This window comes from Aquiflexum sp., from assembly GCF_041751335.1.
Lineage (GTDB): Bacteria > Bacteroidota > Bacteroidia > Cytophagales > Cyclobacteriaceae > Aquiflexum.
Genome location: NZ_JBGSXS010000186.1, coordinates 1 through 13,710, shown reverse-complemented (window position 1 = coordinate 13,710; position 13,710 = coordinate 1). Strand labels below are relative to the sequence as shown.

The 13,710-nt window shown below is 40.7% G+C and carries 9 protein-coding genes and 1 pseudogene; all 10 read right to left on the bottom strand.

Annotated features, from left to right (window positions below; translation table 11 throughout):
• Window positions 1-414: 414 nt before the first annotated feature.
• On the bottom strand, window positions 415-2,520 hold the full coding sequence (locus tag ACEW8U_RS10335; protein ID WP_373521961.1) for an ATP-binding protein: 2,106 nt from the start codon (window positions 2,518-2,520) through the stop codon (window positions 415-417).
• A gap of 2 nt (window positions 2,521-2,522) precedes the next feature.
• Window positions 2,523-4,601 (bottom strand): tetratricopeptide repeat protein, encoded by a 2,079-nt coding sequence (locus ACEW8U_RS10330; protein WP_373521960.1) that lies wholly within the window; start codon window positions 4,599-4,601, stop codon window positions 2,523-2,525.
• An 11-nt stretch (window positions 4,602-4,612) separates the two neighbouring features.
• Window positions 4,613-5,368 carry a VOC family protein gene (locus ACEW8U_RS10325; RefSeq protein WP_373521959.1) on the bottom strand — a complete coding sequence of 252 codons (756 nt, stop codon included), beginning with the start codon at window positions 5,366-5,368 and terminating at the stop codon, window positions 4,613-4,615.
• A 12-nt stretch (window positions 5,369-5,380) separates the two neighbouring features.
• A pseudogene (locus ACEW8U_RS10320) lies at window positions 5,381-5,569 on the bottom strand (ATP-binding protein); the annotation flags it as partial.
• 105 nt (window positions 5,570-5,674) lie between these two features.
• Complete coding sequence (locus tag ACEW8U_RS10315) at window positions 5,675-7,882, bottom strand: hypothetical protein (protein ID WP_373521958.1); 2,208 nt, start codon at window positions 7,880-7,882, stop codon at window positions 5,675-5,677.
• A 185-nt stretch (window positions 7,883-8,067) separates the two neighbouring features.
• Window positions 8,068-8,463, bottom strand: a complete 396-nt coding sequence (locus tag ACEW8U_RS10310; protein WP_373521957.1) for a response regulator — start codon at window positions 8,461-8,463, stop codon at window positions 8,068-8,070.
• Window positions 8,464-8,768: 305 nt separating this feature from the next.
• Window positions 8,769-11,039 carry a tetratricopeptide repeat protein gene (locus tag ACEW8U_RS10305; protein ID WP_373521956.1) on the bottom strand — a complete coding sequence of 757 codons (2,271 nt, stop codon included), beginning with the start codon at window positions 11,037-11,039 and terminating at the stop codon, window positions 8,769-8,771.
• 139 nt (window positions 11,040-11,178) lie between these two features.
• Window positions 11,179-11,382, bottom strand: a complete 204-nt coding sequence (locus tag ACEW8U_RS10300; RefSeq protein ID WP_373521962.1) for a sensor histidine kinase — start codon at window positions 11,380-11,382, stop codon at window positions 11,179-11,181.
• A gap of 79 nt (window positions 11,383-11,461) precedes the next feature.
• Window positions 11,462-13,312, bottom strand: a complete 1,851-nt coding sequence (locus ACEW8U_RS10295; protein ID WP_373521955.1) for a cation:proton antiporter — start codon at window positions 13,310-13,312, stop codon at window positions 11,462-11,464.
• 178 nt (window positions 13,313-13,490) lie between these two features.
• Window positions 13,491-13,710 (bottom strand): sensor histidine kinase (locus tag ACEW8U_RS10290; RefSeq protein WP_373521954.1); only part of this gene is annotated, 220 nt, incomplete at its 5' end.

The following is a 13,710-nucleotide window of genomic DNA, read 5'->3' as shown; positions in this document are numbered from 1 at the left end:
CCTGTTGCTGATTGTGCTTGAAGTTTTTGGAAATTTTAATTTATTCCAATTGACTCCATCATATTCTATTATGCCTGCACTGGTACCGAAATACATAAACCCCCTTTCATCCTGAATAATGGTCCATATTTGGTTATGGCCCTTATATTCCCTAGGGAGGTAAGTTGTAATTGAGGGCAGACCTTTACTGGAATTTATCTGAGCAAATAAGGTCTGGTAGGAGAAAAAAAATGAAAAAAAAATAAAAATTGGTGTAGGAAGTGTTATACAATTATGAATAAGAATTATTTTCATGGGGAGATTAAAATAAAGTTCTCCTCTAAAATATTAAATTATAATTTAATTCTTTCCTCCTCTCACCACATTGAATAATAATTACTTACCTAAAGCGTAAAACCACATAATTTTAGCTGCCTAAACTGGAATTATTATAATGAAGTTGCTTCCCTGACCTTCTTTAGATTCTACTTTTAATTCCCCCCCATGCGCTTTCACTATATCATAGCTCAGTGACAACCCAAGTCCCGTACCCTGTCCTGTAGGCTTTGTTGTAAAGAATGGCTGGAAGATTTTGTCTTTGATGGCGTCGGGGATGCCGGGGCCGTTGTCTTTTATGGATATTTGGATTTTATCGCCAAGGTTTTTGGTGGAAACGGTAACCATAGGCTGTAGGGACAAGGCATGCCTTGTCCCTACAGCCTGAAATGCATTATTGATAACATTCAGCAAAACCCGTCCGATTTCCTGTGGAACCACACTGACTAGGGGAAGATTGTGATCGAAGTCGGTCTTAAAGTCAGCATTGAATGTTTTGTCTTTAGCACGCAAACCATGATAGGAAAGCCTCAAATATTCATCCGCCAATGCGTTAATATCAGTCGGAACTTTTTCTCCTGTACTGGTTCTGCTATGCTCGAGCATACCCTTCACTATCGCATCTGCCCGCTTCCCATGGTGGTTGATCTTTTCCAAGTTCTGCTTGATATCCTCCAGGATCTCATCTTCCACCTCATCCTCTTCGGTTTTAGGTCTTGATTCTTGGCTCTTGGCTCTAGTTTCTTTAATTTCTTCCACCAACTCAGCACTGACCTCCGAAAAATTATTTACAAAATTCAATGGGTTTTGAATCTCATGGGCAATGCCTGCGGTGAGTTGACCTAATGAGGCCATCTTTTCGGATTGGATAAGCTGGGCTTGGGTTAATTTAAGTTCTTTAAGCGTTAATTCAATTTGATTTTTCTGATTTTCAAGGATAATATTGGCTTTTTGTTTTTGTTTATTATTTCTATATAGAAAAAATAAGATGATAAAGAGTGCGGTAATTCCAGCAAGAAGACCATATAACCTTAACTTATTGCGATAAGAAAGCTGTGCCGCTTCCAGCTCGTTTTGCCTAGCCTGTTCTCTTGAAATTTGATTCTGAATAGTCATAAAATGGGTTGCCCCAAACAAACTGTCTTTTGCACTGGCGGCCAGCTTAAAATATTCTAGTGCTAATGCAGGCTGGATGGAATCATATAATTCTGAGAGTAAAGTACCAGACAGGACAATGCCTTTTTTGAATGACACTTGTTGAGCATATTCAAATCCCCGTAATGCATGAAATTGCGCGGAATCTAAATTTCCAAGTTTGGTATGTATTGAAGAAATGGCTGCGCTAAACTGTGAAAGTCCTCTATAATCTGAGAATTTATGGGAAATTCCGTAACCAAGCCTATAATAAGCTAGTGCCTCATGGTAGTTTTTTTTATCATTTTCGATATCTCCCGCAATTTCATACACTCCACTCATCTCATTTTGAAGTAAATCCTTTCTCTGGAAAGCGATTTCCAAATGCCAATTAGCAGAATCAAGATTTTTATTCCTGAAATATCCCCCAGCCAATGCCATATGATCAATTGCGGCACTTTGCGCATAATTATTTAGTTCGTCTATTTCCAATGCTCGAAGACAGTATTCAATTGACTTTGGATAGTTTCCCATCTCATCATAGATAGCGCTCAGTCTCCTGTAAGCCCGGGCTGTTTCGCGAGGGAGATTATTCGATTCCGCTATTTTGAGTGATTGAAAAATTGCGTCCAAGGCTTCTGCAAATTTTCCCTGTTGACGTAGGAGACTAGTCAGGCTTGCCAATATCCTTGCTTCTCCCCAGGCAAAATTATTTTTTCGGGCCAATGCAAGAGCTGTATGACTATATTTCAATGATGAATCATTATTTATTCGTTCGTAATTAAACCCAAGTCCATCCATGATCATTATCCGTGAAGAATCATCATCTGTGGTAGCAAGTTTTTGCTTCAGACTGTCTATGGCCCTGAGCTCTCCGGATATTGTTCCCTGAGCTAGAACAGTAAAATTGAGCGTAAAAAAATAGAGAAGAATTAAGATGGACGAACGATAATCAACCAAATTAACGGTCTTTCGAAGGATGAAAAACGATTCCGATCGCAAAGACTTCCCAACAATATATTCTCCCCTGATAAAATTTTCGAGTTGAAACATGGATCGGAGTGCTTTCATTTTCAGGATGCGAAAGGAAGGTGGATTGTAAACTCTGTTTCTATTCCGACTGTGGAGCGAATCTCAAATTCCCCCCCATGCGCTTTCACTATATCATAGCTCAGTGACAACCCAAGTCCCGTACCCTGTCCTGTAGGCTTTGTTGTAAAGAATGGCTGGAAGATTTTGTCTTTGATGGCGTCGGGGATGCCGGGTCCGTTGTCTTTTACCGATATCTGTATTTTGTCGCCAAGGTTTTTGGTGGAGACGGTAACCATAGGCTGTAGGGACAAGGCATGCCTTGTCCCTACAGCCTGAAATGCATTATTGATAACATTCAACAAAACCCTACCTATATCCTGAGGCACCACATTGATTTTGGGGAGGTCGGGATCGAACTGGATTCTAAAGTCAGCTTGGAAATTCTTGTTCTTTGCCCGCATCCCATAATAAGATAAGCGAAGGTATTCATCCGCCAAAGCATTGATATCTGTAAACACCTTCTCACCCGAACTTGTCCGGCTATGCTCCAGCATTCCTTTGACAATGGAATCTGCCCGCTTGCCATGGTGGTTGATTTTTTCCAAATTTTGCTTGATATCCTCCAGAATCTCATCTTCTATCTCATCCTCTTCGGTTTTAAGTCTTGATTCTTGGCTTCCTGATTCTCGGGACCGGACTTTGGCTCTAGTTTCTTTAATTTCTTCCACCAACTCAGCACTGACCTCCGAAAAATTATTTACAAAATTCAACGGGTTTTGAAACTCATGGGCGATGCCGGCAGTGAGTTCTCCAAGGGAGGCCATTTTCTCGGATTGGATAAGTTGGGCTTGGGTCATTTTGAGATCGGTCAGCGCCTGTTGCAACCTGACTTTCTGTTCTTCTAATTCATTGTTAAGTCTGCTCAATTCATTGTTCTTAATACGGACAGCTTCAGTTTCTTTGCGGGCTTCTTCTGCTTTATGCGAAATCTTCAGATTGGCCATTTTCTGGGCTATCGTATTCTTGTGCAACTCGACTTCAAGAGCGGTGTGTAATTCTAATTGTTCAAGTGCTTCTTTATATTTGCCTGCATCTTTATAAATAGAATATAAGGATTGTCTTAGTTTGCTCAGAAGATCAATTGTATTTACATTTTCTGCTATATCTGCTGCCTTAAGCAGGTACTCCAACATGTTATCTGTGCCGTTATGTTGTAATCCAGCCAGGAACAGAAGTACTTCTGCCTCCCCTCTCTTATCACCGCTTGATTTTCTGATTGCCATGCTTTCATTAGAACAATCTGCTGCAAGTGCCAATTCTCCCTTCTCTTGATAAATTTCAGCCAAATGAAGCAAAGAGTTTGCCTCGCCCTTTTTATCACCAACCTTTCTTGCTATGTCAAGGCTTTTCCTACAATGACTGATTGCCTCATCGTATTGTTGCAATTTCAGATAGGTGTGCCCGATATTGTCCAGGCTACCAGCTTCCCCCCAATAGTCACCTGCCTGCTGACGAATAGGGAGCCCTTGATGGAAATAATTCAATGCTTCCTGATAATCACCTGTTTCAAAATAGATCGAACCGATCACGTTCAGATTGTAGGCCTCCATTATTTTAGATGTTGAAGCCCTCGCCATTAGCAGGCTTTCAAACAAATATTCAAGCGCCCTATCGTAATCTCCAAGTTGTCGGTACGTAACTCCCAGTTGATATAGATTGGTTACTTCGTTGTCACGAAAATTGGTTTGACGGCTCAACGCTAAAGCTTTGTAAATACTTTCTAGTGCAGCTTTACAATTTCCCGTATTACGGTAAATAATACCATCATATTCATGGACTACGGCCAGTCCCTGTAAATCATTTAAGGAATCATAAATGCTGGAAGCTTCTTCAAGGTATGTTTTAGCCTGACCATAATCACTTTTTCTCAGGGAAGCAAAACCAATGATCCTAAAAGCATCTGCCTGCCCTTTGGCATAATTGATCTCTATTGAAAGCGTCGCAGCTTCTTTACTGTATGTCATTGCTTTTTCAATTTCGTTGATGCGGATTTCCCATGCCAAACGGTTTAGCTCATCAATCCTTTGCTTAAGTACAATTTGATCGGTAGTTGATGTCATTTGAATGCTTGCTATTTCATATAAAATTCCCACGCTATTTGGTCAGGGTCTTTAAAAGCAAAATAGAGCTTGTTTAAGACATTGTCCAGTTTTACTCCGGTACTTTCTATACCCGCATCAGCCAGCTTTTTGGCCAGCGCATGCAGTTCCTCTTCTCTCTCGCAGGTAATGGCAAGATGATCAAGTCCTACCTCAAACGGACTGAATGTGGAGTACTTTCTATCTCGAGGATCAGCTTTTTTGAATGCAATGAATACACTGCCTGCAAGGAATATGATCAGATCCGGCTGTTCCAATACCAATGGCCAGTCAAGGACGTCACGATAAAATTCCTTTGTTTTCGAAAAATCCATTGACCGCAGACAGATGTGATGAATCGGACTTTTCATCGGACTGGCATCAAAATGATTTTCCTGTTCTGTGATCTCTCCGTCCTCATTTACCATAAAACGATCAGCCACGCGAAGCGTCACACCAAGTGCCGCAATTGTGATATCCGCCCTAGTAATGATATGCGTTAGTGATTCATTGTAAAAGTGGTCAATGACATTGATCTGTATCCCATCCAATGCCGGTTCGAGAGGCTTCCACCATTGATCAAGAAGATCTTGTTTGCCTTTAATCGGGTATTGGACCCCACCCGGCGCAAGTGGTGCCCTGAAGACAATGTTATCACTGAACGGAATGGCCTTGAAATCCTTACTCTTTAGTGCTTGGAAATAAGTTTCTGAAACTTTTTCCAGGAGATTTTTTCGATCGGATGACATAGTATTTCAGATTTAATAATTGATTAATAACACAATAATGAATTCACTCCCTACCTCCTTTTTCGTTAGAACCTTTATTTCTCCCCCATGCGCTTTCACTATATCATAGCTCAGTGACAACCCAAGTCCCGTACCCTGTCCTGTAGGCTTTGTTGTAAAGAATGGCTGGAAGATTTTGTCTTTGACGGTATTGGGGATGCCGGGGCCGTTGTCCTATATTGGGAATGGGTCTTGGCATCAACTGTCCAAACTCTTGATTCTTGGCTCCCCGATACTCGGGCAAGCTTCAATTCTTGGTTATTGCCATTACCTCGCCAATGGATCCGGTCTCAACTGAAAGTGGTACACCTTACTGGTGGTCCCTTTTCCGCCTTCCATGTGGAATGGTGTCCGGGTACTGATGGTGGCCCATATCCCTCTTCCTTTCCAACCTGCATCAGGATCGTCAATCCTACCGTCCATCCATTTGGTATAAAAGCCTAAAGGATATGGAACCCTCAGAACAACCCACTTCCCGTCTTTCAGGGCAAGCAATCCCTCTGAACCGTTTCCGGTGTTGATCGGGATGTTCTCACCCAATCCCAAGGTATTGAATTGGTCTACCCAAGTATAGTAACTGGACTCAGCACTTCCTGATTCTTCCAGACCTTGTAATTGTGGAAGGGGTTCGGTATAAAAAGTCCATCCCTCCGGGCAATGTTGGCCTGTCGCATTCGGGCCATTCAGTGGGCCATTGCATTTCTTTCTGTCAAAACTGGCCATATGACCGCTTGCCAAGGCTACCCAGGCTACCCCGTTCCTATCGACATCCATTCCACGGGGAGAATATCCTTCAACCGGATTTCCAGATTCATCAAGGGGAAGTTCGTAGTATTCCACTAAGGCAGTTTCTACTGGATTTGGCCCAGGTTCCAAACGGATTACTGCTCCCGGATAACCCAATGAAGAACCCCAAACAGAGCCGTCAGGCGCTGGGGAAACTGCATACAAACCCTTTGATATACGTTTGTCTTTGTTGGGGTCTACAGGATCATTGGATTCCACGTAGGCATCCCTTTTTCCATTTCCGTTGGTATCCAATATTAGGGGAGTCCATCCCTGAGAGGCTTCTTCATCTCCTGTTTCCTCGTACATTTTGGTGTCCAACCAACCTATCACCTGTCCGCCGCCGCTTGTCCAAAGGGTATTGTTCTCGTCTTCCGCAAACATGAGGTGATGGGTACTGAAGCAGGTGCTGATATGTTTGTACTCCTTGGTTTTGGGATCATATACCCCTAGATGGCGGCCGGATCGACTGACCGGAAATGCTTTGGCAGCAGGATGGTCAGAACCTTCCAAGCAAAAGGATGGGTTCTCAAATGCCCGGACAGCCGCTGTGATCCAGACTTTGCCCTTGTCGTCAAACATGGGATTATGTACATTGGCCTGGCTGTTCCAGATTGCTTCATCACCCCAATAAGGAGATGAGGCTGCCACCTCTGGTCCCGAAGCAAGTGGTGTATTGGGATCTCTTACGGTCAATGGTACCTGACTTGCTTCATGTGTAGAAGGATCCAATACCGGAAGATAATCCGCACTGGCTTCAAGAGCACCATATACAGGGCCATAGGGATACAAGGTGGGATTTCTTCGGTCTGTGGAGACCACATCATGGAGATAGGCTTTGGGGTCTGCCCAATCCCATTGGGTGATGACTACATTTCTTTCGATACCTTCGGGCCTTGGTGGGGTTTCGGGAACCTCACCCTCAGCAATCCGGTCTGTCCAATCAGCAAACATCTTCAAGACTCCATCCCTTCCCAAATTCTGTATACCTCCAATCATACTGGGACCTGCCTGTCCTGATTGGAGACGTCTTTCCCAAGCTTCTTCAGAAGAATGAAAGGTGCCAAGACTCTTAGGAATCATTCTGGTTCCTAAACTGCCCATCTGATGACAGGCCATACAATTCCCGGACTTTATACTTCTCAAGAAATCCGCTTGTGTTTTGACATTTGGTGAAAATCCATTGCCGTCAGGTCCGGTACCTGGGAAATCGATTTTTTCAGGTGCCCGTAAAAGTGAAAACCAATAGCCTCCTGGATAGTAGTATGCCGCGGCCTGAGGATTAGGTGCAAGAACGGCTGTCAAATCAATGTTGTTTCCGGGTGTCACCTGTTGTTTTTGGGAATCAATCAACCCATATCCCCTTACCCAAATGGTATAATTGGCAGCAGGCAACTCCGGTATCAAATACCTGCCTTGATCGTCTGTGACTACTATTTTGGCATATCGGGTAGGAAGGTCAAAAGTTTCGGCAATTACCCAAACCCCTGCTTCAGGGCCATTTGGTCCTGTAACAGTACCAGCTATATCGGTTTCCCCGATCTCAATTTTTTCTAAAGAAGATTGGCAAGATGCCCAGAGCAGGAGAAGAAAAATCCAACAAAATGGCGGTTTAATTTTTTTGGGATAATAGGGCTTTTGTCTTCGGGTAGGAGAAGAAGGGTAGGTTATTTTTTGATAAGTTTCCATTTGCGGGTGTTTTGGGTTGATAAAAAGGATTAGGTTTTAGAATCCTGCTTTTACCAAATTTATCATTTTATGGAAACTATGCAAAGAATTGGGCCATCAAAGAATTGAAATACAGATAATTAAAGGAAACCTTTTCTGATTTCAAAAATATAGAGGAATTAGAAAAACGTTAGATTTAATAACTTCTAGTCCTGCTTAGGCTCTTTGTCTTCTATAATTTTATTCAATTCCACTTTCAGGTTTTCAAAGTTGATCGGTTTGACAAAAAACTCTTTTGCACCCAATTCAATGGCCTTTTCATAATTTTCTGCATCTCCATAGGCAGAAATCATACTGACCGGAATCTGGGGGAATTTTGTTTTTAACTTGTCCAACAATTCTAGGCCTGTCATTCCCGGCATATTGATGTCAGAAAAAATATACATCACTTCTTTTGAATCACTTTTCTCCATGATTTCGAGCGCTTCATTTCCTGAAAAAGCAAACTCAAGCTCAATAGAACCACTTCTGATTTCTTTTCTGAGTTTTTGCTGAAACAATAACTCTACATCCTTTTCGTCGTCAACCACTAAAAATTTCATTTCTCTTTTAATTTTGATGAATTTAAAATTTTATTATTTATACCATTGGTTTCACTATACGGATGTTGTAAAATAAGAAATTCCTATATAGTTTTAAATACTGGATTTTGGTTTTAACAGTATGATTTCTGATGCACAATTTAGCAATTTTCATTGATATTGTTCAAAGTCTTTCAACTTTATATATTTCCGAAAATTGAGTCTATTTCTTTTTACAAACGAACGCAGATATTGAGATTTTTAGAGACAGAGCCTCAGAACTCATCAATCCGAAGCCACAGACTTCGGATAACGAAAAAATTTACTTAGCCTTCAAGGGCTGGTAATTCAATCAAAAAAGTGGTTCCTTTTCCGACTTTTGAAATTAAACTGATCTCCCCACCATTTGCCTTTACAATGTCATAGCTTAAACTTAAGCCTAATCCGGTTCCTTCACCGGTAGGCTTAGTGGTAAAAAATGGTTGGAATATTTTGTCTTTGATCTTATCAGGGATTCCCGGTCCGTTGTCAGAGATGGAGATTATTGCACTTTTTACCCCTTGAGGGTTAGTGTGGATTGAAGTGCTGAGGGTAAGTGTAGGAGGTTCACCACTTGGCAGGTCCCCATCTTTTGAGATTTTTTTGTTTAAGACATAAAAAGCATTGTTGAAGATATTTAATAAAACTCTTCCAAAATCCTGTCGAATTATCTCAATCTTTGGAAGTTCGGGATCAAAGTTTGTGATCAGTTTTATCTCAGCATCTTTGTTTTTGGCTTTGAAACTTTGGTATGTTAGGTTTAAAAATTCCTTGGCCAGTGCATTCAGGTTAGTAGGTTCCTTTTCGCCATGGCGGATTTTGCTGTGTTCCAGCATTCCTTGTACAATAGCATCCGCCCGCTGTCCATGGTGTGTTACTTTTTCAAGATTTATCCTGATGTCTCTCAACAATTCATCTTCCAATTGATCTTCCTCTGTTTTAGCAGTTCCAGGGCCTTGATTTAGGGATTTATTATTGCTCCTAAGTTCCTGGATCTCCAAAATCATATCATAACTTACTTCCGAAAAATTGTTCACAAAATTTAACGGGTTTTTGATCTCATGGGCAATGCCTGCTGTAAGTTCACCTAGGGAAGCCATTTTTTCTGAATGGATCAATTGGGCTTGGGTGGATTTCAATTGATCCAAGGCCAATTCAACCTTTTCCCTTTGGGCATGTATTTCTTCTTTTTGAGACTGAAGAAGCCTGTTTGCTTTTTTCTTATTGAGGTTATTCTTGAAAAGTGAAATACTGATAAAAAGAAACATGACCAAACCTCCAAAAGCTGCAAAAATTACAATCCGCTGATTGGATACTGCTGCATTTTTCAACTCAGTGTCTTTTTGAAGCAGTTCTATTTCAGCTTCTTTTTGGCTTAGTTCAAATTCAAATTGAAGCTGCCTGATCATTTCATCGGTACTGGATTTTGCAATTTCCTCCTTTACGGATTTTGCATTGATCTCATTTTCATAAGCAGTTTTATAATCTCCAAGCAAAGCAAATAATTCCGATAAACCTTCATAGGCATCTTTTAATTCACTTTTGGCTTCGATTTCTTCAGCTAGCACTCTAGCCCTTTCCAAAGTCCTGATAGCCTGCTGAGCATCACCTTGTCTCTTTTGGGTTTTTGCATAACCTATAAGACTTTGAGTCAAATCAAATTTAGTTTCCAGATTTTCGGAAATGTTCAACGCTCTTCGATGATAATCATTGGCAGTTTCAAATTGCCCCATGGCACCGTATATTTCTCCCATTTGGGTTAGCGGAAATGGCGCATCAATGGTACCATCACAAATTTCCAAGGCTATTTGATGGTAACGTAAAGCAGAATCGTATTTTAATTCATAATAATAAATCTCTCCAAGATTCATGGCGACGGTAGATATACCATCTTCATAATCTATCTCTTCGAAAACTTCTAAGGCCTTTTTATATGAATTTAGGGCATCGTCAAGCGTGCTTTCGGATTGTTGGTAGACTGTACCGATATTATTGTAAGAGGTTCCTATTCTTAATTTATTGTCGATTTCTTCTGCAATCTTGAGTGATTGAAAGTGATACTCCAAAGCCTTGCTGCTGTTTCCCATCCGGTAATAAATAGAGCCTAAGTTGTTCAGGATATTGGCTTCACCGGTTTTGTCCTTGAGGTCCTGATATTCAGTTAAGGATTGTCTGTTGATAAAAATAGCATCCTGAAAATTACCTTGATTGGCCAAAGCTCTACCTTGGTAGTTGTATGCATCTGCGAGTCCTTTTTTGTAGTTTATTTTAAGCGCTATCAAAATGGCATCATCGAGGTAATGGATGGATTGATTGATGTCCGAATTAATGAATTCCTGGCCCAAATCAATATATGCCCTTACTTTCAAACTGTCATCGTCTGTTGACTTGATGACCCACAATAAACTGTCTGCTTTGGGTGTTTGGGATTGGCTTTTTACTGAAATAAAAAAGACAAGAGAAAATAAAAAAGGAATAGACCTGATAAGCATCATTTGACAGGTAAATAATTTAAGTGATCCATGATCTTTAACTCTTATTCCACTTATTTTGTCCAAAATTTTTGTGTTTATTATTTCAGCGATGGAATATAATCATCATGGACGGATAATTTTTGTAGATCACTGATTTTCCTTAAAAAAGGCAGTAGTTTTTATTGCACACATCATGTTTCTTTTTAATTGATTTGCATTTAATTTAGGCATTCGGCAACTCAATGACAAATGTACAGCCATTCCCTTCCAAAGTTTCCACCCTGATCGTCCCGCCTTGCGCCTTCACAATATCATAGCTCAAACTCAATCCTAATCCTGTACCCTGTCCTGTAGGCAGGGTAGTAAAGATAGGTTGGAAGATTTTATCTTTGATTTCAGGAGGGATGCCGGGGCCGTTGTCGGAGATTTATTCTTTCTTCAAAAGTTTTTAGGAGAGACTGTTGCGGGTAGTTTGAAACCTTCAAAGTTTCAAAACATTACGGCGCTTAATTTTCTTTAACTAATGTTTCTGTCTTCTTGTTTTCCAAATTCATGGCTTTGCCCAAATATGCCAATCGACAACCTTTTTCTATAATTAATTTTTCTGTATGGGCGAGCACTTCGATATTGCCATTTTTGTCTTTCATAAAAATCGCTATGGCGTTATCGTCTTTTTCAATTTCTTCTAGTAGATAAGAAAACGAATCATTTGAATCTATCGGGATTTCATGTATAAAAGGATATTGCCTTGCTACAGTAGTTATTTTAACATAATCATGGGTTTTTGAAAAGAGTTCTTCGGAAGCCAGTTCTTTTTCAGATTTCATTTCTTCGGAATTGATAAGTCTAAAAGAGCCATGTTCTCCAAACTCAGACCCAAGCCTTTCAATGGCCTGCTTGTTGATGTCGTCATTGCCGGTCATGGCCAGAAGGAATCCCATATCATTTAATTCAAGGTATTCATCCAAGTCGTCAGAATAGATGTCTGCATAAATGGCTTCCAGTCCCTTTTGGTTACATCTTTCTAAATTGACACGATTGGTGTCAGCGAATACTACGTGCCTGTTATGTTCTTGTAGGTAAAGACCAATTAAACGTGATGCCTTAGAAGCTCCCACTATCAATACCCCATCGGATTTTTTGATTACCCCAGCCACAGAAGCGAATAATCTTGCTGTGGTCGCATTCAACAATACCGTTATCAAAACTACCGAAAAGACAAGTGGCGTGATATATTCTGCCCCCTCAATCCCGGCTTGTGCGAGTTTTGTTCCAAAAAGTGAGGCTATACCTGCAGCCACAATTCCCCTTGGGCCAACCCAGCTGATAAATAACTTTTCATTAGTCCCTAGAGTAGAGTTGATGGTGCTTAGAAACACCCCCAAAGGTCTGATGATAAAAATAATAATGGCTAACAAAATGGCTGTTTCCCACCTAAAAATTAAAACCAGTTCCTCCAGATTGATATTGGCAGAAAGCAATATAAAAAGAATGGATATCAGCAATACACTCAAGGTTTCCTTAAAATCAATCAGTTCCTTTAGATTTGGAAGATCACTATTGCCCAAAAACATGCCCATAACTACTACCGCCAGCAAACTTGACTCATGCGCCAAAAGGTCACTAAAAACGAAGGTAAATAGGACAAAAGATAATGCCACTACGTTTAAAAGGTAATGAGGAACCCATTTGTTTTTTATCGAATAATAAAGGGCATAACCGCCAGCTGTCCCAAATGACAAACCTACGACGACCACTTTCCCAAAATCATACAAGGCCTGTCCGGTGTAGCCAGCACCTCCCTCGACGCTGATAAAGTTAAAGACCAAAACCGCAATCAAAGCGCCGATGGGATCAATAAGAATTCCTTCCCATTTCAAAACTGCAGAAACGTCTTTTTTTAGTGGAATATTCCTCAGAATAGGATTGATTACAGTAGGCCCTGTCACAATAATTAATGCAGAAAACAAAAATGAAATGCGCCAGCTAAAGTCAAACAAAGTGTGGGCAGCCAAGCCAGCTCCTATAAAGGTCACCAACGAACCCACACTAATGAGCTTGCCAATGACAGGCCCCACTTTTTTGATTTCTCCTTTCCGTAAAGTTAAACCTCCTTCAAAAAGAATAATTCCAATGGCTAGGGAAACAAAATAAAACAGGTTTTCATCCGGGAAAAGCCCATAATTTCCTTGGTAAATCGGTTGGATCCATTGAGATCTTTCATCAGTAAAAAGAGAAGATATGGGTCCAACAAAGAGGCCTATCAGAATCAAAGGCAGGATAGAGGGAATTTTAAGCCTCCATGCAAGCCATTGTGCGAATATTCCCAAAATAATTATTCCTGCTAATTCTAGCATATGATCTACTTGCGGTAATTAAATATTGACAATAACACTAAGAAACGGCTTTTATTAAAATAACCAACTTTCTTCCACGACATTAATCCCAAAACGTATCATAAAATCAAAGCTAGTTGTTAAAGCAGCGTTTAGAATCTTTATGAAATCAAGGTTTTTTTCTTCCCGGCCTAAAAAATCATAGAAAGGGTAGGATGATTATAAATTCAGATCCTTTTTCTTCTTCAGAATTTACTGTCAGTTGGCCACCATGCGCCTTCACAATATCATAACTCAGACTCAACCCCAATCCAGTCCCCTGTCCCGTAGGCTTCGTGGTAAAGAATGGCTGGAAGATTTTGTCTTTGATTTCAGGTGGGATACCGGGGCCGTTGTCTGAGATGGAGATTTGTACCCAC

What these genes read in the sequence shown, in the direction of transcription:
- ACEW8U_RS10325 (WP_373521959.1), bottom strand. Translation starts at nt 5,368, where the DNA reads ATGTCATCCGATCGAAAAAATCTCCTGGAAAAAGTTTCAGAAACTTAT.
- ACEW8U_RS10335 (WP_373521961.1), bottom strand. Translation starts at nt 2,520, where the DNA reads ATGAAAGCACTCCGATCCATGTTTCAACTCGAAAATTTTATCAGGGGA.
- ACEW8U_RS10295 (WP_373521955.1), bottom strand. Translation starts at nt 13,312, where the DNA reads ATGCTAGAATTAGCAGGAATAATTATTTTGGGAATATTCGCACAATGG.
- ACEW8U_RS10315 (WP_373521958.1), bottom strand. Translation starts at nt 7,882, where the DNA reads ATGGAAACTTATCAAAAAATAACCTACCCTTCTTCTCCTACCCGAAGA.
- ACEW8U_RS10310 (WP_373521957.1), bottom strand. Translation starts at nt 8,463, where the DNA reads ATGAAATTTTTAGTGGTTGACGACGAAAAGGATGTAGAGTTATTGTTT.
- ACEW8U_RS10330 (WP_373521960.1), bottom strand. Translation starts at nt 4,601, where the DNA reads ATGACATCAACTACCGATCAAATTGTACTTAAGCAAAGGATTGATGAG.